The organism is Mycobacterium heidelbergense, assembly GCF_010730745.1.
GTDB classification, from domain to species: domain Bacteria; phylum Actinomycetota; class Actinomycetes; order Mycobacteriales; family Mycobacteriaceae; genus Mycobacterium; species Mycobacterium heidelbergense.
On sequence record NZ_AP022615.1, the window covers coordinates 3902436 to 3924105 of the forward strand.

Sequence of the window (21670 nt, forward strand, 5' to 3'; positions counted from 1 at the left end):
ACGATTCAGGCCGTAGGCCTGAGAACCGGCGTTCCCTGGCAGACTGTGCGTCGGTGACTAAGGAGGCGAACACGAATCAGCAAGACCCTTACGACGACTTCGACCGTGCGCGGCGGGTGCCCGAAGCGCCGAAGACCGCGGGTCTGCCGGGTACGGAGGGTCAGCATCGCACCGACTTCGCCCGGGACCGGGCCCGGGTACTGCACAGCGCGGCCCTGCGCCGGCTCGCCGACAAGACGCAGGTGGTCGGGCCGCGGGAGGGTGACACTCCGCGCACCCGGTTGACGCACTCGCTGGAGGTGGCCCAGATCGGGCGCGGAATGGCGGTCGGGCTGGGCTGCGACCTCGACCTCGTGGAGCTGGCCGGCCTGGCCCACGACATCGGGCATCCGCCCTACGGGCACAACGGCGAACGCGCGCTGGACGAGTTCGCCGCCGCGCAGGGCGGCTTCGAGGGCAATGCCCAGAATTTCCGGATCCTGACCAGTCTTGAGCCCAAAGTCCTTGATGCACAAGGCAACAGCGCGGGGCTGAACCTGACCCGCGCGTCCCTGGACTCGGTCACCAAATATCCGTGGACCCGCGGTGACGGGCGTGGAAACGGGAGAAGCAAATTCGGCTTCTACGACGAGGACCGCGAGCCGGCGGCCTGGGTTCGGCAGGGAGCGCCGGCCGGCCGGACGTGCCTGGAAGCCCAGGTGATGGATTGGGCCGACGACGTCGCCTATTCGGTGCACGACGTCGAGGACGGCGTCGTGTCGCAACGCATCGACCTGCGCGTGCTCGCCGACGACGACGAGGCGGCCGCGCTGGCCAAACTCGGGGAAAGCGAATTCTCCCGGGTGAGCGCCGACGACTTCATGGCGGCCGCGCGCCGGCTGTCGGGTCTGCCCGTGGTCGCCGCGGTCGGCAAGTACGACGCCACGCTGGCCGCGTCGGTCGCGCTGAAGCGATTGACCAGTGAGTTGGTGGGCAGGTTCGCCTCGGCCGCCATCGCGACCACGCGCGCGGCCGCCGGTCCCGGCCCGCTGGTGCGCTACCGGGCCGACCTGCAGGTGCCCGACGTGGTGCGCGCCGAGGTCGCCCTGCTGAAGATCCTGGCGCTGCAGTTCATCATGTCCGACCCGCGGCATCTGGACACCCAGGCCCGGCAACGCGAACGCGTCCACCGGGTCGCGCACTGGCTGTATTCCGGGGCGCCCCGAACGCTCGATCCCGTGTTCGCCGCGGCGTTCAACACCGCCGCCGACGACCGGGCCCGGCTCCGGGTCGTCGTCGATCAGATCGCGTCCTACACCGAGGGCCGGCTGGAGCGCATCGACGCTCGCCAAGCGACGGGCTAGCGTTAGGCTCCCGTCATGACCAAACTCACCGCCGTTGCCACCCTCTTGCTGTCGGTTCCCGTCGTGGCCGTGGGCGCATGCAGCTCGCCTCAGCATCCGAGCAGCCAGCCGGGCACCACGCCCGCGGTCCAAAGCGGTCCCCCCGGCTCGTCGGCGACGTCGAGCCCGGCGCCCGCCGCTGGATCACTCACAGCGCAATTGAAGACGGCCGACGGGCGGGAAGTGGCCACGGCCACCTTCGATTTCAGCAGCGGCTATGCCACCATCACCGTCAAGACGGTGGCCGCCGGGATACTGGCGCCCGGTTTCCACGGCCTGCACGTCCACGCGGTCGGCAAATGCGAGCCGAACTCGGTTGCCCCGACCGGCGGTCCGCCCGGAAACTTCCTGTCCGCCGGCGGGCACTACCAGGCGCCCGGACACACCGGGATGCCCGAAAGCGGCGACCTGACGTCGCTGGAGGTGCGCTCGGACGGCTCCGCGTATCTGGTGACCACCAGCGATGCGTTCACCAGGGACCAGCTGCTGGCCGGCGACAAGACCGCGTTGATGATCCACGGCGCCGACAACAGCGACAACGCGATGGAACGGATCGCATGCGGCGTCATCGGGACCGGATAGCGCGATCGGCCGTCCCGGGTCGGGCGGCCGTCGAAGCGGGCGCTTTAGACTAGGCCGATGGCTGGCCGGATCCCCGATCGCGACATCGCCGCCATCCGCGAAAAGGTGCGCATCGAGGATGTCGTCGGCGACTATGTGCAGCTGAAGCGCGCCGGCGCCGACTCGCTCAAGGGGCTGTGCCCGTTCCACAACGAGAAGTCACCGTCGTTTCACGTCCGCCCCAACCACGGTCACTTCCACTGCTTCGGCTGCGGCGAGGGCGGCGACGTCTACGCGTTCGTGCAGAAGATCGAGCACGTCAGCTTCGTCGAGGCGGTCGAATTACTCGCCGACCGGATCGGCCACACGATCAACTACACCGGCCCGGCCACCAGCGTGCAGCGCGATCGCGGCAGCCGCAGCAGGCTCATCGCGGCCAACGCCGCCGCGGCCGAGTTCTACGCGGCGGCGCTGGAGTCCGATGAGGCGGCGCCGGCCCGCCAGTATCTGAAGGAGCGCAACTTCGACGCCGAGGCCGCGCGACGCTTCGGCTGCGGATTCGCCCCGTCGGGCTGGGAGATGCTGACAAAGCACCTGCAGCGCAAGGGTTTTGAGTTCAAGGAGCTCGAGGCCGCCGGCTTGTCCCGGGAGGGGCGGCGCGGGCCGATGGACCGCTTTCACCGCAGGCTGCTGTGGCCGATCCGCAGCTCGGCCGGTGAGGTGATCGGCTTCGGCGCCCGGCGGCTCTTCGACGACGACCCGATGGAAGCCAAGTACGTCAACACGCCCGAGACGCTGCTGTACAAGAAGTCGTCGGTGATGTTCGGCATCGACCTGGCCAAGCGCGACATCGCCAAGGGGCACCAGGCGGTCGTCGTCGAGGGCTACACCGACGTGATGGCGATGCACCTGGCCGGCGTCACCACCGCGGTTGCGTCGTGCGGCACCGCGTTCGGCGACGAGCATCTGGCGATGCTGCGCCGACTGATGATGGACGACAGCTTCTTTCGCGGCGAACTGATCTACGTGTTCGACGGCGACGAGGCCGGTCGCGCCGCGGCGCTCAAGGCCTTCGACGGCGAGCAGAACCTGGCGGGGCAGTCCTACGTCGCCGTCGCCCCGGACGGCATGGACCCCTGCGACCTGCGCCTGAAGTCCGGCGACGGCGCGCTGCGCGACCTGGTGGCCCGGCGAACCCCGTTGTTCGAGTTCGCGATTCGCACCGCGCTTGCCGAGATGGACCTGGACAGCGCCGAGGGCAGGGTCGCCGCGCTGCGCCGCTGCGTACCCATGGTGGGTCAGATCAAGGACCCCACGCTGCGCGACGAGTACGCCCGCCAGCTCGCGGGCTGGGTCGGCTGGGACGACGTCCCACAGGTCATCGACCGGGTGCGCGGCGAGGCCAAAAGGTCCAAGTCCTCGGGCCGGGGTGGCTCCGCATCCCACGCGGGCCGCCGGGTCGAGCGGCGGCCCGCCGCCGCGGCCGCGGCCGAGCCCGCCGCCGCCCGTCCCGACCCGCGCGACCCGACCCTGTGGCCCCAGCGCGAGGCGCTCAAGTCGGCGTTGCAGTACCCGGCGCTGGCCGGCCCGGTGTTCGACGCGCTGACCGTGGAGAGCTTCACCCACCCGGGGTACGCGGCCGTCCGCGCGGCCATCGAGGCGGCCGGTGGCACCTCCACCGGCGTCACCGGGGCCGAGTGGATCGAGACCGTGCGCCAGCAGACGACGTCGGCCCTGACCGCGGGCCTGATCAGTGAGCTGGGGGTGGAGGCCATCGCGGTCGACGAAGAGAAGCTGCCGCGCTACATCGCGGGCGTGCTCGCTCGTCTGCAGGAAGTCTGGATGGGCCGGCAGATCGCCGAGGTGAAGTCAAAACTGCAGCGCATGTCGCCGATCGAGCAAGGCGACGAGTATCACGCGCTATTCGGCGACCTGGTCGCCATGGAGGCGTATCGGCGCAGCCTGCTGGAGCAGGCTAGCGGCGACGATCTGACGGTGTGAGGGCCGCCTCGGCCGGCCGCCCGGCTCGGCGCTCCGGGCGCTCCTCGACGGCCGTCTGGTCGTCGATCTCGGCCACGGTGACAAAACCGGCGTCGGGCGAGATCCGGTTCGCGACCTTGCGCCGCCCTCCCTCGATCACCGATTTGGCCAGGGGACTGCTGGTCAGCGCGCGATAGGTGCCGGCGATCTGCTCGTATCGGCGACGCCCGGCCTTCGAGCCCAGCACGTAACCCAGTCCAAGCACCACGACATATCGGATCAAAGCGTTCCTCCCGACGATCGATGGCTCCATCCTGCCTCACGCGGCCCGGTGCGTGCGCGGCCGATCCCTTCTAGTTGGGCGCTGGGTGGCCGGTGCCTCTAGTTGGGTGCGGGTCGGCCAGTACGCTAGAGTCGTCCAGCGATCTGCGCCAGGTTGGCGTGGACCGGGTTAATCCCCTGTAGCTCAATTGGCAGAGCGTTCGGCTGTTAACCGAAGGGTTCCTGGTTCGAGTCCAGGCGGGGGAGCAGGCTAACGCTGCCGGGGCCGAGTCGCGTCTTTCGTGATGGTCCCCGTCCGAGGCTGGTATCGCTCACGACCCGGCTGATCCACGTCGATGAGCCATGCCGCGGAAATCCCGAATATCTCTTGAATGCGCAACGTGACCGCTCGGATGTCGTGGGGTTTCGCGCGATCTGTTTCCCACTGTGCCAGGGAGGCCTCACCGACATCGATAGCGTCTGCGAATTCGGCCTGAGTCATTCTGGCAACACTGACGCGCACCTTACGAATGCGGTCGCCGAACGACCATTCAGGAATCACCCAGCCAGTGTCTACTGTCATAGGCAAACTATGGCATACCTAGGTAAACCCCAGCAAGCCTAGGTAGGTTTAAGGTAACTAATACGAATGTGAAGTGCCTGGTCAAGGATATGGCCTTGCCAACTTTGCATAAGGATGCTTAGTCTTGCACTCATGCCGAGTAAGTATCCTGACACGGGTTCAGAGCTCTTAGCGGTCGGTGCGGCGGCAGGCCTGGTAGGTGTGTCCGTCGACACTCTACGGCGATGGGAGCGCAATGGACGCATAATCGCGCTTCGCACGCCCACCGGTCATCGGCGCTTTCGCCGTGCCGACATCGAGGCACTGCTTGCCGAGGAGGTTAGCGTGTCGTGACGACCGGTGTTCTGCCACGGCGCCGCATTACGACCGCGCGATGCCGAACTCTGACGCGCCACACCCGAGTAGCCGAGGTCATTCTCGCCGAGCAGCACGGCATTGAGATCCGTTGCCGCACCCAGGAATCAACAATGTGGCCATTCGATCGTGTTGTCGCAGTGCGCAGGTCACATCGTAAGTGAAGCCGGCCGCAGTGATCGATCACCTGAAGCTAGACGACGATGCGTGGTCTCATCCGGTGATACAAAATCCCGGCGACTATGTCGGGCGGCACCGGATTCGAGCGAATTATCTGTGGCGCACAACCGACACCCACGACTTTCGAATCAATCCCGATACGGCAAAGAAATTCAGGGACGGCCCGCTCGTGATTTCACCTGGCGTCAAACCCGACTTGGCTCACGGTTCGTGACTTGGGGTGGCGGCGTGGTGGTCCCACGTAGGCACTGGACCGGACACGTCGTGGTGGTCACACGTGTCACCCGCGTCCCGGCTTCGCCGGCACATACTCTTCTGCCCGCCTACGCGCGACAACCCGGGCTGTTTCGGAATTCCGCTGCGGCTCGGGCGATTCCGCGGCCGGGCGAAGCGATTGAATCCCAGGTTGTGTTTGCCGTGGGCAAATCCCTTGGCCGCCAACAGATCATCGATACCAATTGTGAGGCAGCCCGCAAGCGGTTGTCGCTGTGAGGTGGGCACATCGCCTATGCCGGCCGGCGAGTTACCGTTGTGGCAGGCGGGAATTGACGCGCCACTTTGGCCCCACTTTGGCCCCCCGCCAGTGTGGGTGTGGCCCGCACCGGCGAGCCGAATTCGCCGCGGCCCCCGCACCGTTGGATCAACTCATTCGACGAAGTGGACCCGCTACAGCAAGTAAGTGAGGCCCCATTCCTTTTCGGCGGCGAGCTGGGCGGCGCTCACGCCACTCTCACCCCCGACGCCCCCACTGGCCAGGGTCACCAGGGCCCCGGCCAGCTTGAACATCGGCACCTCGTGCCGCTCGCTGGCGCTGAGCAGCTCCCGAAAAGCGGTGTGAGTGCTGCACCTGCGCCACCCGACGAGTATGCCCACCGCCGTGTCGAGGGCCCGACTGGCCTGCTGGCGGCTGGCATTGAGATGTTGCTGGCTCGCGATACTCTCGATCATGTCTCGTCGACCTCCCGGTCTGAATGTTCTGTAAGGCAAGGTAATAGGGAAAGCCCCGAAGGATTTATGAACGCTCACGCCGTACCGCCGCACAAAAAGGAATGCGCGAGCGTCAGCCCGCGGCGCAACAGCGCAGAGTAATGACGAAGCGCCCCCGAACGTGTGACATGGCCCCACTATAGGGTCCCGTCAAGAGGTTGTCACCGAGCGCCGGCGGATTGTATGTGTTTGATTCACAACAGATTTAAACCTTGCCCACGCCGTAACCTCGGATAGAATCGGCGGCGCTCAGATGGATCAGATAGAGAAGTCCTCGCCGTGCCAGACCCCGGCTTCGGGTGGCCGGATGACGTGGCCCTGCTGCGGGCCGCCGTCGGCCAGGGCCTCCAGCCTGGCCACCCTGGTGAGCAGGGACTGCAGGCTGGCGCCCACGAGATCGGGCAGGTCGTCGGAGCTGCTCGGTCCGGGGCGGCTGCGGCCGATGACCTGGCCGGGAACGCCGACGACCACGGCGCTGGACGGGACCTCCTTGACGACGACGGCGTTGGCGCCGATCCGGCTGTCGTCGCCGATCTTGATCGGGCCGAGCACCTTGGCGCCGGCCCCGATGGTCACCCGATCCCCGACGGTGGGGTGGCGCTTCCCGCTGTCGGCGCCGGTGCCGCCGAGCGTGACGCCATGGAAGATCGTGACGTCGTCGCCCACCTCCGCGGTTTCCCCGATCACCACGCCGGTCGCGTGGTCGATGAACAGGCCGCCGCCCAGGACGGCGCCGGGGTGGATCTCGACCCCGGTCGCGATGCGGGTGAGCTCCGCGAGCACCCGCGCCGCCAGCCGGGCGCGATGGTGCCACAGCCAGTGGCCGATGCGGTGGCTCCAGATGGCGTGCACGCCGGGGTAGGCGAAGACTACCTGCAACGTCGTGGGCCGGGCCGGGTCCCGCTCCCTGGCCGCCCGGATGTCGTTGCGTATCGCCGCGAGCATGGCTAATCGGCCAGGTCGGCGAAGAGCGGCGTGCTCAGATACCGCTCACCGAAGTCGGGAAGCACGACGACGACCAGCTTGCCGGCGTTCTCTGGCCGGCGCGCGACCTGCAGGGCGGCCACCACCGCCGCGCCCGAGGAGATGCCGACCAAAAGGCCCTCCTCGCGCGCCAACCGCCGGGCCACGTTGAGCGCGTCCTCGTTGCCGACGGTGATGATCTCGTCGACCAGGTCCAGCTCGAGCACCGGCGGGATGAACCCGGCGCCGAGGCCCGGGATGGGGTGGGGGCCCTTCTGGCCTCCGGACAGGACCGGCGACGCGGCCGGCTCCACGGCCACGAACCGGGCCGAGGGTTTGCGTTCCTTGATGACCTCGGCGACGCCGGTGATGGTGCCGCCGGTGCCGATTCCGGACACGAAGATGTCGACCTTCCCGTCGGTGTCGCGCCACACCTCCTCGGCGGTGGTCTTGCGGTGGATCGCCGGGTTGGCCGGGTTCTCGAACTGCTGTGGCACGAAGTACCGCTGGTCGGATTTGGCCAGTTCCTCGGCCTTGGCGATCGCGCCCGGCATGCCCTCGGCGCCCGGCGTCAGGACGAGCTCGGCGCCGAGCGCGCGCAGCAGCATCCGCCGCTCGGTGCTCATCGTGTCCGGCATCGTCAAGACGCAGCGGTAGCCGCGCGCCGCGGCCACCATCGCCAGCGCGATGCCGGTGTTCCCGCTCGTCGGCTCGAGGATGATGGTGTCGGGTTTGATCAGGCCCGCCTGCTCGGCCGCGTCGATCATGGCGACGCCGATGCGGTCCTTCACGCTGTTCGCCGGGTTGAAGAACTCGAGCTTGGCGACGACGTCGGCGACGGCGCCCTCGGTGACGCGGCGCAGCCGGACCAGCGGCGTGTTTCCGATTAACTGCGTGACGTCCTCAGCGATGCTCATACAACTCCCTTAGGCGATTTCGGTACAGGGCTCGTCGGCCTGCCAGGTGATGTCGAATTCGATGGCCACGTCGGTGGGAACGGTGAGGGCGATGGGCGTGAATCGGTGCGGTGCGCCCCCCTGGGCCACTCCGGTCAGCACCCGGCCGGTGAGCCCGTGCGGCGTGGTCGCGGTCATCGTCGTCGCCGACGTGCCCGGTGCCGGACGCAGATAGAAATCCGTGCCCGGGTGGACCGTATCGCGGATGGCCAAACCGTTGGCGCCGACGAGCGTGTGCCCGTCAGTGACACTGAGCCGCAATGGGATTGGCACTTGGAACGGTCCTATGAGTTTGGGTTCGGCGGTTGCTTGGCTTTCGACTAGGTGGAGTTCGTCGGTGCTGCGCAAGGCGTTGCTTGCCCCTATGAGTAAGTAATTGTAGAGGTGCACGACTCGATCGGCATTGCGGTAGTGGCTCGCACCGGTCAACCAAAAGCGGACATCGCCGATCGCGCGCGCGGCGGCGTCCGTCGCCGCGATCAACCGGTAGTGGCGGTAACCGCGGCCGCCGCCGCCGTGGCTGGCGGCCGAAAGTGTGCTTCCGACACCGAGCGTGCGTTGATAGCGTCCCCTGCCCGCGTCGGTCGTCAATCGTGAACCGGAAACGTCTTGCCAGTCAACGCCATTGGCCGACTTTTGCAGCTTGAGCTCGACGGCCGCGTTGGAGTTCGCCCACAGCGAGTAGCCGCCCAGCTGTGGGTGGCCGTCGAATTCGAAGGTGATCACCGGCCCGGGCCCGCGCCGTACCGCGATGGGAACGTTCAGCGGCCGGGTGTCGAGCGCGAGGCCGTTGGTGAAATGCCAGATGGCGGCCTGGGTTGCGGCGATGGCTTCGTGTTCGCTGATGTTGGCCGCGCCCAGCGGGTAGCCGGCGGCGCGCAGCCGCTGGCTGAGGTCCGCGATGGTGCGCATCGGGAAGGAGTGGCGCAGGATCCAGTCGACCTCGGCCTCGTGGCCGCGGGCGCGCAGGTGGGGCAGGGCCGACCAGGTTCCCAGCCGGTACCGCGACGGGTGATGGGGAGCGACGCCGGTGAAGTCCAGCGAGTAGGCCCGCAGGTTGGGGTTGACCCTGATCAGGTCGGTGCGCGCGGAGCTGCCGTCGGCGAAGACGATCGTGTCGACGGTGTGCGAGTAGGTCCCCCCGCGATAGCGCGTCATCTGGGTGACGTCGGTGGCCGGCCGCACCAGGATGCGGCGGCGGGTCGCCACCCGCGCCGGGGCGCGATGGGGCATGGATAACACGGTCATGAGTGGTTGATCTTCCTGAAAGGTGGCCCGAGATTTGACTGCGCGCATCTCATCCCGCTGGACGAACCGTGAGGTCCACTCCGTTGCGGGGAAGGCGCGAGGATTTCTACGTCGTCAGAAGGCGTCAGGAAATCAACAACAGCAACAACAACAACAGCAGCACGCGGCGACGCAGCGCGAAGGAATGAAGCGCGGCTGTGCGGCTTGTTGCATGCGCCCCACTATAGGGCAGTTCCCCATTTCGGCGCGGCGCGCCCCATTCGGCTCACGCCTGCTCTAAACCCTTCGCCCCGGTCTTAGACTTGCCTAGGCTCGGCGCGCGGATGCGTATCACGGCGGGCGATCACGGACCCGCCGAACCCGCCGCAGTATTCGACCAAGGACGGAAGGACCACGATGACGGCGCCTCAACAGGGGGCTCAAAACGAGTCTCAGGCACTTGGCGATCTCGCCGCCCGGCAGCTCGCCAATGCGACCAAGACCGTCCCGCAGCTGTCGACCATCACGCCGCGCTGGTTGCTTCACCTGCTCAGCTGGGTGCCGGTGGAAGCGGGTATTTACCGGGTGAACCGTGTGGTCAACCCCGAGCGAGTCGCCATCAAGGCCGAAGAGGGTGCCGGCACCGAAGAGCCGCTGCCGGAGACCTATGTCGACTACGAGACCAGTCCGCGCGAATACACGCTGCGCACGATCTCGACCCTGCTTGATATTCACACCCGGGTCTCCGACCTGTACTCCAGCCCGCACGACCAGGTCGCCCAGCAGCTGCGGCTGACCATCGAGACCATCAAGGAGCGCCAGGAATTCGAACTGGTCAACAGCCCGGAGTACGGGCTGCTCGCCCAGGTGACCCCCGAGCAGACGATCCAAACGCTGGCCGGCGCCCCGACGCCCGACGACCTGGACGCGCTGATCACCAAGGTCTGGAAAACGCCCAGCTTCTTCCTGACCCATCCGCTCGCCATCGCCGCGTTCGGCCGCGAGGCCACCTACCGGGGCGTGCCGCCGGTGGTCGTGAGCCTGTTCGGCGCGCAGTTCATCACCTGGCGTGGCATTCCGCTGATTCCGTCGGACAAGGTGCCGGTGGAGGACGGCAAGACCAAGTTCGTCCTGGTGCGCACCGGCGAGGAACGCCAGGGCGTGGTGGGCCTGTTCCAGCCGGGCCTGGTCGGTGAGCAGGCGCCGGGGCTTTCGGTGCGGTTCACCGGCATCAACCAGTCGGCGATCGCGACGTACCTGGTCACCCTCTACACGTCCCTGGCCGTCCTCACCGACGACGCGCTCGCCGTGCTCGACGACGTCGCCGTGGACCAGTTCCATGAGTACAAGTGAGTATCGGTCGGTAGACGCCGAAAGCGAGCTGCCCGTCAGCGCCGCGGAGATCGCCGCGCTGGCCACGCAGCTTTACGCGGCCAGCATTCGGCCCGGACCCGACACCCCGCCGCAGGCCGTGCCGGTGGCCCCGCGGGGCAGCGTGCCGGACGTGACGGCGGCCCCGTCGGCGGGCGTTGCCGAGCCGTTTCTCCCGCCGGGTGACCTGACCGCATTCGCGGTGCCCCGGGGCATCGTGCCGACGGTGCCCGGGGTGCTGGCCGGCGCGATAAGCCCGGCGCCACCGACCGTTCCGGTGGCCCCGCGCGGATCGGCGCCGTCGTGGCTTCCCGGGGCGCCGTCGGTGCCCGACCTGGGCTGGTCCGCGGCGCCGGCGGCCGCGCCGGACGGTGACGAGGCGAACTACCACTTCCTCACGGCGAGCGATCCGGTTCCGCGGCTCCCGGACGAGCACGAGGTCTTCGACGTTCGGGCGGTGCGCGCGGACTTCCCGATCCTGGCTGAGACCGTCAACGGCAGGCCGCTGATCTGGTTCGACAACGCCGCGACCACGCAGAAGCCGCAGGTGGTGATCGACCGCCTGGCCTACTTCTACGCGCACGAGAACTCCAACATCCACCGCGCGGCGCACGAGCTGGCCGCCCGGGCGACCGACGCCTACGAAGAGGCCCGCGAGACGGTCCGGCGTTTCATCGGCGCGCCGAAGAGCGAAGAGATCGTGTTCGTCCGCGGCACCACCGAAGCCATCAACCTGGTCGCCTATGCGTGGGGCGGCAAGCATGTGCTGCCGGGCGACGAGATTGTGATCACCCATTTGGAGCACCACGCCAATATCGTTCCCTGGCAACTGCTTTCGCAGCGGACGGGCGCGATCCTCAAAGTGGCGCCGGTCGACGATGCGGGCAATTTACTGCTCTCGGAATTCGAGGACCTGCTGGGTCCTAAAACGAAACTCGTTGCCGCGACCCAGGTGTCGAACGCGTTGGGCACCGTGACGCCGGTCGAGAAAATCGTCGAACTGGGTCACCGTTACGGCGCCCGGGTGCTGATCGACGGCGCCCAGTCGATTCCGCATCTGCCGATCGACGTCGCCGAGCTCGGCGCCGACTTCTTCGTGTTCTCCGGGCACAAGATCTACGGCCCGACCGGGATCGGCGTCCTGTACGGGACCGAGGAGGCGCTGGCGGAGACCCCGCCCTGGCAGGGCGGCGGCAACATGATCGCCGACGTCACGCTCGAACGGTCGCTGTATCAGGGCCCGCCCAACAAGTTCGAGGCCGGCACCGGCAACATCGCCGACGCGGTCGGGCTGGGCGAGGCGCTGCGCTACGTCGAGCGGGTGGGCATCGAGCGCATCGCGGGCTACGAGCACGAATTGCTCGAGTACGCGACCCCACGGCTGGCCGACATCCCGGGCGTTCGCCTGGTCGGCACGGCGACCGAGAAGGCCAGCGTGCTGTCGTTCGTGCTGGCCGGACACGAGCCGCTCGAGGTGGGCAAGGCGCTCAACGCCGAAGGCATCGCGGTCCGGGCCGGGCATCACTGCGCGCAGCCGATCCTGCGTCGCCTCGGCCTGGAGGCCACCGTGCGCCCGTCATTTGCCTTCTACAACACGTTCGAAGAAATCGACGTGTTCATCGACGCGGTGCGCCGGATTGCCGAGGGCGGCACCAACGTCGGCTGACGATCACGAGATTATTTCTGCTTGATCGCAACCCTATAGACCCCCATCGGGCTGCCCATAAGCTGGCGTCGTGTTTCTATCTGCAATCAGGCGGCGTGGCAAAGTCCTCCCCGCGAGCATGGTTAATCCATTGCGGGACAAGTAATTACGACGCCTTTGAGTGCATTGACGAGGACGGGCAAATCCGGGGGGTGAACGGAGCTGATTAACGCCACGACCGTCGCAAAGCCGATGAACGCCCTGGGCCAATTCTTCCTCCTCGGCGCGGAGTCATTGGTCGCGGTGGTGCGCGGGCCGTGGGCGTGGCGCGAGTTGCTGGAGCAGATCTGGTTCGTCGCGCGGGTTTCGATTTTCCCGACGATCATGCTGTCGATTCCCTACACGGTGCTCATCGTGTTCGTCCTCAACATCCTGCTCGTCGAGATCGGCGCCGGGGACCTCTCGGGCGCCGGCGCCGCGCTGGCGTCGGTGACCCAGGTCGGGCCGGTCGTGACCGCGATGGCCGTCGCCGGCGCCGGATCGACCGCGATGTGCGCCGACCTGGGGGCGCGGACCATCCGCGAGGAAATCGACGCGATGAAGGTGATCGGCGTCAATCCGGTTCAGGCCCTGGTCGTTCCGCGCATCATCGCGGCGACGTTCGTCGCGCTGCTGCTGTACTCGGTGGTCGCGGTGACGGGGTTGACGGGCAGCTACATCTTCGTGGTGTTCGTTCAGCACGTCACGCCGGGCGCCTTCATCGCCGGGATGACGCTCGTGACGGGGCTTCCGCAGGTGGTGATCTCGCTCATCAAGGCGACCCTGTTCGGGTTGTCCGCCGGACTGATCGCCTGCTACAAGGGCCTGTCCGTGGGTGGGGGCCCCACCGGCGTCGGTAACGCGGTCAACGAGACCGTGGTCTTCTCGTTCATGGCGTTGTTCTTCATCAACATCGTGATCACGGCCCTCGGCGTGAAGGTGACCGCCAAATGACCGACGCCGCACGCGAACCCGCCTGGGTTGCCAGCCTTGGCCCCAGGTTGGTGGCCGCCACCCGGCGGCTGGGCGAACAGACCGAGTTCTACGGGAAATCGTTGGCCGCCACCGCCGATGCGGTGCGGCGCTACCCGGGGGAAGTGCTGCGGCTGATCGCGGAGATGGGCATGGGCACGGGCGCGCTGGCGGTGATCGGCGGCACCGTGGGCATCATCGGCTTCCTGACGCTGACCACCGGCGCCCTCGTCGCGGTGCAGGGCTACGACACGTTGTCCAACATCGGCGTCGAGGCGCTGACCGGGTTTCTGTCCGCGTTCTTCAACGTCCGCATGATCGCGCCGTGCACGGCCGGCGTGGCTTTGGCGGCCACGATCGGTGCCGGCACCACCGCGCAGCTGGGCGCGATGCGCATCAACGAGGAGATCGACGCGCTGGAAGTGATGGGGATCCGCGCGATCACCTATCTGGCGTCGACGCGGATCATCGCCGGCGTGCTCGTCGTCGTCCCGCTCTACGCCGTCGCCGTGCTGATGTCGTTCATCGCCGCCAAGTTCGGCACCATCTACATCTACGGCCAGTCACGCGGCGTGTACGAGCACTACTTCTCCACGTTCTTGCGCCCGACCGACCTGTTCTGGTCGTTCCTGGCGGCGCTGACGATGGCGACGGGCGTGATGGTCGTGCACACCTACTACGGATTCACCGCGACGGGTGGTCCCGCCGGTGTGGGGGAGGCTGTCGGTCGTTCGGTGCGGTCATCGATGATCGTCACGGCGTTTGTGTGCCTGATGATTTCGTTGTCCGTCTACGGGCAGTCCGGCAACTTCAACCTGTCGGGATGACTCTATGAGCAACCACACCGACGGCGGGCCGCGCACGCGAAACAGGGTCCGCAGCAGCAGGGTCGACCCGATCTGGTGGGCGCCAACGTTGTTCATCGTCGTCGGGATCCTGATCGCGCTGACCGCGGGGTCGTTCTCGGGCACGTTCGAAGAATCCGTCCCGCTCACGCTGGTCTCGGACCGGGCGGGCCTGGTGATGGAGCAGGGCGCCAAGGTCAAGCTGCGCGGGGTGCAGGTCGGCCAGGTCGCGTCGATCGGCACCGACGTGAAAGCGGCGCGGCTGCAATTGAAGATGCAACCGGGCCCGTTCAAATACCTGCCGAGCAACCTCGAGGCCGAGATCAAGTCGACCACCGCGTTCGGGTCCAAGTACGTCGACCTGATCGTGCCCGACCAACCCAGCCACACACCGCTGGAGCCCGGCGCGGTGCTGCGCTCCCGAAACGTCACCGTGGAGGTCAATACGGTGTTCGAGAACCTGCAGGCGGTGGTCAGGGCCCTGGACCCGGCCAAGCTGAACGCGATCCTGTCGGCCTTCTCGGAGTCGTTGCGCGGCAAGGGGGAACGCCTCGGGGAGGCGATCACCGGCGCGAACAACCTGTTGCTGACCGTCAACCCCCGCATGGAAACCATCCACCACGACTGGCGGCTGTTCGGCAAGGCGACGGCCGCCTATTCGAATGCGGCGCAGGATCTCCTGTCGATCCTCGACTCGGCGGCAACCACCAGCACGACCCTCACCGAGAATCAACGATCGCTCGACGCGCTGCTGTTGTCGGCGGCGGGCTTCAGCCAGACCGGCATCAACGTGATCGGCGGGAACGAAGCCAACATCGTGCGGTCCTTCAACCTGCTCGATCCGACCACGGCGTTGCTGACGAAATACTCGCCGACCTTCGCGTGCCTGTTCCAGGGCGCGCAATGGTATGTGGACCACGGCGGCCGGGACGCGTTGGGGGGCAACGGCTACTCGGTGATCCTTGATGCCGCGCTGCTCTTTGGCGACGACCCGTACCGATACCCCAGACATCTCCCCAAGGTCAACGCCACCGGCGGCCCGGGGGGCAGGCCCAGCTGCGGCTCGCTGCCCGACCCGAGCGCCAACTTCCCGGTGCGCGCGCTCGTCACCGACACCGGGTGGGGCGCCGCGCCCGACGAGATCCGCACCACGCCGTGGGTCGGTAATCCGTGGTGGGCCAACTACTTCCCGACCACCAAGAACCCGCCCGAACCGCCGCGCTACTTCTACCGCGGGGGGCCGCCGCCGCCATGAAAAGACGGAAGATGTCCGCCATCGTCCTGCGCGTCGGGACATTCACGGCGGTCTGCCTGGTGTTCACCTTTTCGCTGATCGCCGTGTTCGGCCAGCTGCGCTTCGAAGACCGCACCGGCTATCAGGCGGTCTTCACGAACATATCCGGCCTGAAGTCCGGCAACTTCGTGCGCATCGCCGGCGTCGAGGTCGGCAAGGTGGGCGATCTTGCCCTGCATCGCGACGGCACGGTCACGGTCGGCTTCTCCGTGGACAAGGGGGTGCGACTCGGCGAGGGCACCAAGGCCGTCGTGCGCTACGAAAACTTGATCGGTGACCGCTATCTCGCGCTCGAGGAGGGCCCCGGCCCGCCGCGCCGCCTGCCGCCGGGCGCGACGATTCCGCTGGCAAGGACGTCGCCCGCCCTGGACATCGACGCGCTGATCGGAGGGTTCCGGCCGCTGTTCCGCGCGCTGGATCCCGATCAGGTCAACGCACTGTCCGGCGAATTGCTGCGGATTTTCCAGGGCCAGGGCGGCACCCTCGCCTCGGTGTTGGCGCAGACCTCGGTGCTGACCTCGACCCTGGCCGGTCGAAGCGAGCTGATCGGCGAGCTGATCACCAACTTGAACACCGTGCTGCACACCTTCGCCACCCGTGACCGCGAGTTCTCCGACGGCCTGGACAATCTTTCCCGGTTCGTGAACGGCTTGGCGCAGCGCAAGAATGACATCTCCACCGGGCTCGCCTATATCAACGCCGCGGCCGGGTCGGTCGCCGATCTGCTTGTTCAAGCGCGCCAGCCGATCAAGGACGTGGTGCGCGAGACCGACCGCATGTCCGGGCAGGTGCTATCGGACCGCGACTATGTCGACGACCTGCTCAAGCAGCTTCCCGACATCTACCAGGTGCTGTCCCGGCAGGGCCTCAATGGTGACTACTTCGGCTTCTATTTCTGCGAAGTGTTGCTCAAGCTCAACGGCAAAGGGGGCAACCCGATCTTTGTCAAGCTGCTCGGCCAGCCCAGCGGGCGGTGCACGCCGCGATGAAGCTACCCAAGCTCACACCGCTCGGGCGGCGGAGCCCCCTCATGGTCGGGGTGATGGGCAGCGCGATCCTCGTCTGCGTCACCGTCGCCGCCTTCCAGTACGACAAGTTGCCATTCGTCAAGAACACCAACGACTATGCGGCCTACTTCGCCGAGGCCGGCGGCATCAAACCCGGTAACTCGGTGCGGGTTTCCGGCATGGGCGTCGGCAGGGTCTCGGACATCCGGCTGGAGGGCACCAGGGTCCGGGTGGGCTTCACCGTCCGCAAAACCATCGAGCTGGGCGACCGCACGGAAGCGGCGATCAAGACCGAAACGATATTGGGCAGCAAGATGCTCGAGCTCACCTCGCGCGGCGACGGAAGGCTGAGCGGCCCCATCCCGCTGGAACGCACCCACTCGCCCTACGACCTTCCCGACGCGCTGGGCGACCTCACGACAACGATCAGCGGACTGGACACCGCCCAACTATCTTCGGCCCTAACGACTCTGGCGAACACCTTCAAGGAGACACCGGCGGATCTCAGGCCCGCGCTGCGGGGCGTGGCCCGGTTCTCGGACACCCTGAACAACCGCGACGCGCAGCTGCGCAGCCTGTTGGGCAATGCCAACAAGGTCTCGGGGGTGCTCGGCCGGCGCAGCCAGCAGATCGCCACCCTGGTGGCCGATTCCAACGCGCTGCTGGCGGCGCTGCTGGACGAACGGGACTCGCTGGACGCGCTGATGAACAACCTCACGGCGGTGTCGCATCAGATTTCGGCGCTGGTCAACGACAACCGGACCCAGCTCAAGCCGGCCCTCGACAAGCTCAACGGGGTGCTCGAAGTCCTCGACAACCGCAAGGAAGACCTGCAGAAGACCCTGCCGAAGTTCAAGCGGTACGCGATGTCGTTCGGCGAATGCCTGGGCTCGGGGCCGTTTTTCAAGGCCTACGTGGCCAACCTGATCCCCGGGCAGATAAGCGGGCCGACGATCGACGCGCGGATGTACGACCGGTTCTTGAACCCCGACCAGGGGCTGCCCTCGGAGTCGCTGGACCCGCCGACCGGCACGCCACCCGTGCCGCCGGAAAACGCGCCGCACCCGATCTGGTCCCAGCCGCCCTCCCCGGGGCCCGCCCCCGGCCCCGCGCCCGCCGAGGCGGGGGGCCGGTGATGGGTCGGCGCACACTTCGAGCGGTGACCGGCGTCAGCCTGGTCGCCACCCTCGTCGTGGCCTCGTTCCTCGTCGGCGCGAAGCTGCTCAACCACGTCGAAAGGAACACCTACACCGCCTATTTCGCGGAAGCCAACGGCCTGTTCGTGGGCGACGAGGTTCGGATCCTCGGGGTCGCGGTCGGCGCGGTGGACAAGATCGAGCCGCAGCCGACCAGCTCCAAGGTGACATTTTCCGTGGACAAGCAGTACGCGGTCCCGGCCGATGCGCGCGCCGCGATCCTGTCGCCGTCGCTGGTGACATCCCGGGCGATCCAGCTCGTCCCGGCGTACTCCGGCGGACCCACGCTGAGCCCCGGCGCGTCGATCCCGCTGAGCCGCACCGCGGTCCCCGTCGAATGGGACGACTTTCGCAGGCAGCTGGAGAAGCTGACCGACGCGCTGCAGCCCACCGCCCCGGGCGGGGTGAACTCGGTCGGCGAATTCATCGACTCGGCCGCCGACAACCTGCGCGGCGAGGGCGACACCGCCCGCGACACCGTCATCAAACTGTCCGAGGCGATTTCGGCGCTGGGCGATCACGCCGACGACATCTTCAGCACCGTGCGCAATCTGCAGCTGCTGGTGTCGGCGCTCTACTCCAGCAGCGATCTGCTGGCCTCGTTCAACCAGAACCTGGCCGGCGTGACGACGGTGCTCTCGAACACGCCCAACGAAGTGGCGAACGCGGTGAAGGGGCTGGACGGGGCGCTAACCGACCTGCGCGACTTCCTCGCCGAGAACCGGGACGCGGTCGGCGTCACGTTCGACCGGCTGGGTTCCATCACCACCGCGCTCAACGACAGTCGCGGCGACATCAAACAGATCCTCCACATCGCCCCGACCGTGTTCCAGAATTTCCTGAACATCTACCAGCCGGCTCAGAGCGCGATGACCGGCATCATCGCGCTGAACAACTTCGCCGACATCCCGCAGTGGATCTGCAGTTCGATCGAGGCCGCCTCCCGGCTGCGCCTGGACCGGGTCTCGAAGCTCTGCCTGCAGTACATCGACCCGATCATCAAAAACCGCATCTACAACTACATTCCGGCGGGCATCAACCCGTTCGTCGGGACGCAGGCCCGGCCGAATGAGATCACGTACAGCGAGGATTGGCTTCGGCCCGGCGCTGCGCCCCCGCCCGAAGCGGCCCCGCCGCCGGACGCGCCGCCGCCGGCCGAGGCGCCGCCACCACCGCCGAACGGCAGGGTCGACTCGACGCAGGTGCTGCGGGACCTGATGCTTCCGACGGGGGCATCGTGAGACGCGCGCTCGTCTCGGCGCTCTGCCTCGCAGGCATCGCCGCGCTGTCATCGTGCGGCTGGAAGGGCCTGAATTCGTTCACCCTGCCCGGTACCGCCGGTGGCGGCCCGGGCTCCTACACGATCCAGGCGCAAATGCCCGACGTCGTGACCATTCAGGAGAACACCCGGGTTCGGGTGGACGACGTCAACGTCGGCAACGTCACCAAGATCGAGCTCCAAGACTGGCACGCGCTGGTCACGATGCGCATCAACGGCGACGTTCACCTGCCGGCCAATTCGACCGCCAAACTCGGGCAGACCAGCCTGCTCGGCTCGATGCACATCGAACTCGCGCCCCCCAAGGATGAGCCGCCCGTCGGCCAACTCACAACCGGGTCGGTCATCCCGTTGTCGCGCGCGAGCATGTATCCGACCACCGAACAGACCCTGGCCTCGGTGTCGATCCTGCTCAACGGCGGCGGGCTTGGTCAGCTGCAGGAAATCACCCGGGCGCTCGCCAGGGCGTTCGCCGGCCGCGAAAACGACATGCGCAGCCTGCTCGGCCAGCTCGACCAATTCATCGCCGGCACCAACGCCCAGACCGACGACATCATCAGGGCCGCCGAGAATCTCAACGCGCTGGCGGGCCAGGTCGCCGCGAAAGATCCCGTCGTCGACAGGGCGCTGACGACCGTGCCGAAAGCGCTTGCGGTGCTGGCCGAAGAGCGCACCAAGATCGCCGACGCCGTCGATCAGCTCGGCAAGTTCAGCGCGATCGCGGCCGACACCATCCACCAGAGCAAGGAGTCTCTGGTGAACAACCTGCGCAACATCGCGCCGGTGCTGCGGTCGCTCGCCGACGCCGGGCCGTCGCTCACCAGGGGCCTGGACGGCTTGGTCGCCTATCCGTGGCCGGCGTCCACCGCGCGGAACTGGTTCCGCGGCGACTACGCGAACCTCACCCTGGTCGTCGATCTGACGTTGAGCCGCATCGACCAAGGGATCTTCACCGGCTCGCGGTGGGAGGGAAACCTCACCCAACTCGAACTGCAGTGGGGACGCACGATCGGCATGCAGCCGAGCCCGGCCACGGCGGGCAACCCGCTGACCTATCCGTACCACTTCGGGGGATACTGAATGCTGCGCCTGAACCGCCGCACCTGGATCCAGTTGTCGATCTTGACGCTGGTGACCGTGGTGTCTTGTGGCGCAATGGCGTTCAACTTCATGAAGCTGCCCGCGACGCTGTTCGGGATCGGGGAGTACAGCGTCACGGTCGACCTGCCTCAGTCGGGTGGCCTCTATCAGACCTCGGTCGTCACCTATCGCGGCACCGACGTGGGTCAGGTGAAGTCGGTCGAGGTCACCGCCACCGGGGTGCGCGCGGTGCTCGCCATGAGGTCCGGGGTCAAGGTTCCCTCCGACGTCCAGGCGTCGGTGCACAGCCGGTCGGCGATCGGCGAACAGTACCTCGAACTGACCCCGCAACCCGGCAAGGACGGAGAACATTCCCGGCCGCTGCGCGCGGGCGACGTCATTCCCGCCGGCCGCGTCGACGTGCCCGTCGACATCGGGCATCTGCTCGACCTGACCAACCGTGCGCTGCAGGCGATTCCGCGTGACAACCTGCGCACGGTGATCGACGAGAGCGACCGCGCGGTCAGCGGCCTAGGGCCGGAGTTGTCGCGGATCGTCGACGGGTCGACGGCCCTCGCCATCGCCGGCGGCCGGACCGTCGACCCGCTCGCCGCGCTGATCGACCAGTCCCCGCCGGTGCTCAACTCGCAGGTGCGGACGGCGGACGACATCGCCACGTGGGCCAATCGAGTCGCGGCCATCACGGCCCAGTTCAAGGCGCAAGATGCGGCGCTGCGAGACCTGTTGACGCAGGGCACTTCCGGGCTGGAGGAAGGTCGCGCGCTGTTCGACCGGGTCGCGCCCGCGGTCCCGGTGCTGTTCGCCAACCTGGCGAGCCTGGGTGACATCGCCGTCGTCTACCGCCACGACATCGAACAACTCCTGGTGCTGTTGCCGCAAGGCATCGCGGCCATGGCGGCAATCGTCGTGCCCAGCTCCAACACCAAGCAGGAATACAAGGGCGCCCAGTTGGACTTCAACCTCAACATCAACCTGCCGCCGCCGTGCACGACCGGCTACCTGCCCCCCACACAGCGCCGTTCACCGGCCAGCGTGGACGCCCCCGACCGCCCCGCCGCCGACCTGTTTTGCCGCGTGCCGCAAGACTCCGAGTTCAATGTCCGTGGGGTGCGCAACATTCCGTGTGAGGCCAAGCCGTGGAAGCGTGCGCCCACGGTCGAGCTGTGCGAAAGCGACGAGGAGTACGTGCCGCTCAACGACGGCTACAACTGGAAGGGAGACCCCAACGCCACCTACAGCGGGCAGGGCGTTCCGATGTATCCGCCGGGACAAGATCCGCGGCTGCCGGCGCCGCGCGGCACAGCGCCGCCGGCGCCCGCGCCGCCGCCGCCCGCGCCGCCGCCGCTCGCCGTCGCGACCTACGACCCCGCCACCGGTGACTACATAGGGCCCGACGGGCACCGCTACACCGAGGCCGACTTGGCGCACCCGCGCGCCAAAAGCTGGCAATCACTTCTGGGTCCGACGCCGTAAGCATTCGAAGGAGC

The 21670-nt window shown here is 67.4% G+C and carries 20 protein-coding genes, 1 tRNA gene and 1 pseudogene; 16 read left to right on the top strand and 6 right to left on the bottom strand.

The annotated features are described in order from the left end of the window. Window positions 1–53: 53 nt before the first annotated feature. The 3 genes and pseudogenes from G6N25_RS18225 to dnaG all read left to right on the top strand — a co-directional run. Window positions 54–1343: a deoxyguanosinetriphosphate triphosphohydrolase gene (locus tag G6N25_RS18225; protein WP_083076211.1), complete on the top strand. Its 1290-nt coding sequence runs from the start codon at window positions 54–56 to the stop codon at window positions 1341–1343. 15 nt (window positions 1344–1358) lie between these two features. Next, on the top strand, window positions 1359–1964 hold the full coding sequence (gene sodC / locus G6N25_RS18230) for a superoxide dismutase[Cu-Zn] (protein ID WP_083076213.1): 606 nt from the start codon (window positions 1359–1361) through the stop codon (window positions 1962–1964). A 57-nt stretch (window positions 1965–2021) separates the two neighbouring features. Continuing rightward, window positions 2022–3944: pseudogene (gene dnaG / locus G6N25_RS18235) on the top strand (DNA primase); the annotation flags it as partial. On the opposite strand, the gene G6N25_RS18240 reads toward dnaG, so the two are convergent. Next, window positions 3919–4206 (bottom strand): hypothetical protein, encoded by a 288-nt coding sequence (locus G6N25_RS18240; RefSeq protein WP_083076268.1) that lies wholly within the window; start codon window positions 4204–4206, stop codon window positions 3919–3921. The pseudogene dnaG and the gene G6N25_RS18240 sit on opposite strands and share 26 nt — an antisense overlap. 172 nt (window positions 4207–4378) lie before the next feature. Here G6N25_RS18240 and G6N25_RS18245 point away from each other — a divergent pair. Then, window positions 4379–4451, top strand: a tRNA-Asn gene (locus G6N25_RS18245). A gap of 4 nt (window positions 4452–4455) precedes the next feature. Here G6N25_RS18245 and G6N25_RS18250 read toward each other — a convergent pair. Then, complete coding sequence (locus tag G6N25_RS18250) at window positions 4456–4767, bottom strand: helix-turn-helix transcriptional regulator (RefSeq protein WP_142272815.1); 312 nt, start codon at window positions 4765–4767, stop codon at window positions 4456–4458. Window positions 4768–4899: 132 nt separating this feature from the next. Between G6N25_RS18250 and G6N25_RS24495 the strand changes: the two genes are divergently transcribed. Both G6N25_RS24495 and G6N25_RS18260 read left to right on the top strand, forming a co-directional pair. Beyond that, window positions 4900–5100: a MerR family transcriptional regulator gene (locus G6N25_RS24495; RefSeq protein WP_083076223.1), complete on the top strand. Its 201-nt coding sequence runs from the start codon at window positions 4900–4902 to the stop codon at window positions 5098–5100. 196 nt (window positions 5101–5296) lie between these two features. After that, window positions 5297–5515, top strand: coding sequence for a hypothetical protein (locus tag G6N25_RS18260; RefSeq protein ID WP_142272817.1), 219 nt, complete (start codon window positions 5297–5299; stop codon window positions 5513–5515). Window positions 5516–5967: 452 nt separating this feature from the next. Here G6N25_RS18260 and G6N25_RS18265 read toward each other — a convergent pair whose 3' ends face one another. The 4 genes from G6N25_RS18265 to G6N25_RS18280 form a co-directional block, all read right to left on the bottom strand. Beyond that, entirely contained in the window at window positions 5968–6249 is a 282-nt protein-coding gene (locus tag G6N25_RS18265) for an ANTAR domain-containing protein (RefSeq protein ID WP_083076227.1), read from the bottom strand. Window positions 6250–6546: 297 nt separating this feature from the next. Further along, window positions 6547–7233 carry a serine O-acetyltransferase gene (cysE, locus tag G6N25_RS18270; protein ID WP_083076229.1) on the bottom strand — a complete coding sequence of 229 codons (687 nt, stop codon included), beginning with the start codon at window positions 7231–7233 and terminating at the stop codon, window positions 6547–6549. 2 nt (window positions 7234–7235) lie between these two features. Continuing rightward, complete coding sequence (cysK, locus tag G6N25_RS18275; protein WP_083076231.1) at window positions 7236–8168, bottom strand: cysteine synthase A; 933 nt, start codon at window positions 8166–8168, stop codon at window positions 7236–7238. A 9-nt stretch (window positions 8169–8177) separates the two neighbouring features. Further along, complete coding sequence (locus tag G6N25_RS18280) at window positions 8178–9455, bottom strand: TQXA domain-containing protein (protein ID WP_083076233.1); 1278 nt, start codon at window positions 9453–9455, stop codon at window positions 8178–8180. A gap of 396 nt (window positions 9456–9851) precedes the next feature. Between G6N25_RS18280 and G6N25_RS18285 the strand changes: the two genes are divergently transcribed. From G6N25_RS18285 to G6N25_RS18330, 10 genes are all read left to right on the top strand, one after another. After that, window positions 9852–10787 carry a family 2A encapsulin nanocompartment shell protein gene (locus G6N25_RS18285; protein ID WP_083076235.1) on the top strand — a complete coding sequence of 312 codons (936 nt, stop codon included), beginning with the start codon at window positions 9852–9854 and terminating at the stop codon, window positions 10785–10787. Beyond that, entirely contained in the window at window positions 10774–12471 is a 1698-nt protein-coding gene (locus tag G6N25_RS18290; protein ID WP_083076237.1) for a family 2A encapsulin nanocompartment cargo protein cysteine desulfurase, read from the top strand. The genes G6N25_RS18285 and G6N25_RS18290 overlap by 14 nt, the downstream gene beginning before the upstream one ends. A gap of 204 nt (window positions 12472–12675) precedes the next feature. Beyond that, on the top strand, window positions 12676–13443 hold the full coding sequence (locus tag G6N25_RS18295) for an MlaE family ABC transporter permease (protein ID WP_083076238.1): 768 nt from the start codon (window positions 12676–12678) through the stop codon (window positions 13441–13443). Next, complete coding sequence (locus tag G6N25_RS18300) at window positions 13440–14288, top strand: ABC transporter permease (RefSeq protein ID WP_083076240.1); 849 nt, start codon at window positions 13440–13442, stop codon at window positions 14286–14288. Before G6N25_RS18295 ends, G6N25_RS18300 begins: the two co-directional genes overlap by 4 nt. A 4-nt stretch (window positions 14289–14292) precedes the next feature. Next, entirely contained in the window at window positions 14293–15561 is a 1269-nt protein-coding gene (locus G6N25_RS18305; protein ID WP_083076242.1) for an MCE family protein, read from the top strand. After that, entirely contained in the window at window positions 15558–16589 is a 1032-nt protein-coding gene (locus tag G6N25_RS18310) for an MCE family protein (protein ID WP_083076244.1), read from the top strand. The genes G6N25_RS18305 and G6N25_RS18310 overlap by 4 nt, the downstream gene beginning before the upstream one ends. Beyond that, complete coding sequence (locus G6N25_RS18315; protein WP_142272818.1) at window positions 16586–17743, top strand: MCE family protein; 1158 nt, start codon at window positions 16586–16588, stop codon at window positions 17741–17743. The genes G6N25_RS18310 and G6N25_RS18315 overlap by 4 nt, the downstream gene beginning before the upstream one ends. Continuing rightward, window positions 17743–19044, top strand: a complete 1302-nt coding sequence (locus G6N25_RS18320) for an MCE family protein (protein ID WP_083076246.1) — start codon at window positions 17743–17745, stop codon at window positions 19042–19044. Before G6N25_RS18315 ends, G6N25_RS18320 begins: the two co-directional genes overlap by 1 nt. Further along, the gene (locus G6N25_RS18325; RefSeq protein ID WP_083076248.1) at window positions 19041–20162 is read left to right on the top strand and encodes an MCE family protein; all 1122 of its coding nucleotides are present in this window, start codon (window positions 19041–19043) and stop codon (window positions 20160–20162) included. Before G6N25_RS18320 ends, G6N25_RS18325 begins: the two co-directional genes overlap by 4 nt. Beyond that, the gene (locus G6N25_RS18330; RefSeq protein WP_083076250.1) at window positions 20163–21656 is read left to right on the top strand and encodes an MCE family protein; all 1494 of its coding nucleotides are present in this window, start codon (window positions 20163–20165) and stop codon (window positions 21654–21656) included. Window positions 21657–21670: the final 14 nt, after the last annotated feature.

Coding starts and splice junctions, on each gene's coding strand:
- sodC (WP_083076213.1), top strand. CDS start 1,359: ATGACCAAACTCACCGCCGTTGCCACCCTCTTGCTGTCGGTTCCCGTC.
- G6N25_RS18250 (WP_142272815.1), bottom strand. CDS start 4,767: ATGACAGTAGACACTGGCTGGGTGATTCCTGAATGGTCGTTCGGCGAC.
- G6N25_RS24495 (WP_083076223.1), top strand. CDS start 4,900: ATGCCGAGTAAGTATCCTGACACGGGTTCAGAGCTCTTAGCGGTCGGT.
- G6N25_RS18265 (WP_083076227.1), bottom strand. CDS start 6,249: ATGATCGAGAGTATCGCGAGCCAGCAACATCTCAATGCCAGCCGCCAG.
- cysE (WP_083076229.1), bottom strand. CDS start 7,233: ATGCTCGCGGCGATACGCAACGACATCCGGGCGGCCAGGGAGCGGGAC.
- cysK (WP_083076231.1), bottom strand. CDS start 8,168: ATGAGCATCGCTGAGGACGTCACGCAGTTAATCGGAAACACGCCGCTG.
- G6N25_RS18280 (WP_083076233.1), bottom strand. CDS start 9,455: ATGACCGTGTTATCCATGCCCCATCGCGCCCCGGCGCGGGTGGCGACC.
- G6N25_RS18285 (WP_083076235.1), top strand. CDS start 9,852: ATGACGGCGCCTCAACAGGGGGCTCAAAACGAGTCTCAGGCACTTGGC.
- G6N25_RS18290 (WP_083076237.1), top strand. CDS start 10,774: ATGAGTACAAGTGAGTATCGGTCGGTAGACGCCGAAAGCGAGCTGCCC.
- G6N25_RS18300 (WP_083076240.1), top strand. CDS start 13,440: ATGACCGACGCCGCACGCGAACCCGCCTGGGTTGCCAGCCTTGGCCCC.
- G6N25_RS18305 (WP_083076242.1), top strand. CDS start 14,293: ATGAGCAACCACACCGACGGCGGGCCGCGCACGCGAAACAGGGTCCGC.
- G6N25_RS18310 (WP_083076244.1), top strand. CDS start 15,558: ATGAAAAGACGGAAGATGTCCGCCATCGTCCTGCGCGTCGGGACATTC.
- G6N25_RS18315 (WP_142272818.1), top strand. CDS start 16,586: ATGAAGCTACCCAAGCTCACACCGCTCGGGCGGCGGAGCCCCCTCATG.
- G6N25_RS18320 (WP_083076246.1), top strand. CDS start 17,743: ATGGGTCGGCGCACACTTCGAGCGGTGACCGGCGTCAGCCTGGTCGCC.
- G6N25_RS18330 (WP_083076250.1), top strand. CDS start 20,163: ATGCTGCGCCTGAACCGCCGCACCTGGATCCAGTTGTCGATCTTGACG.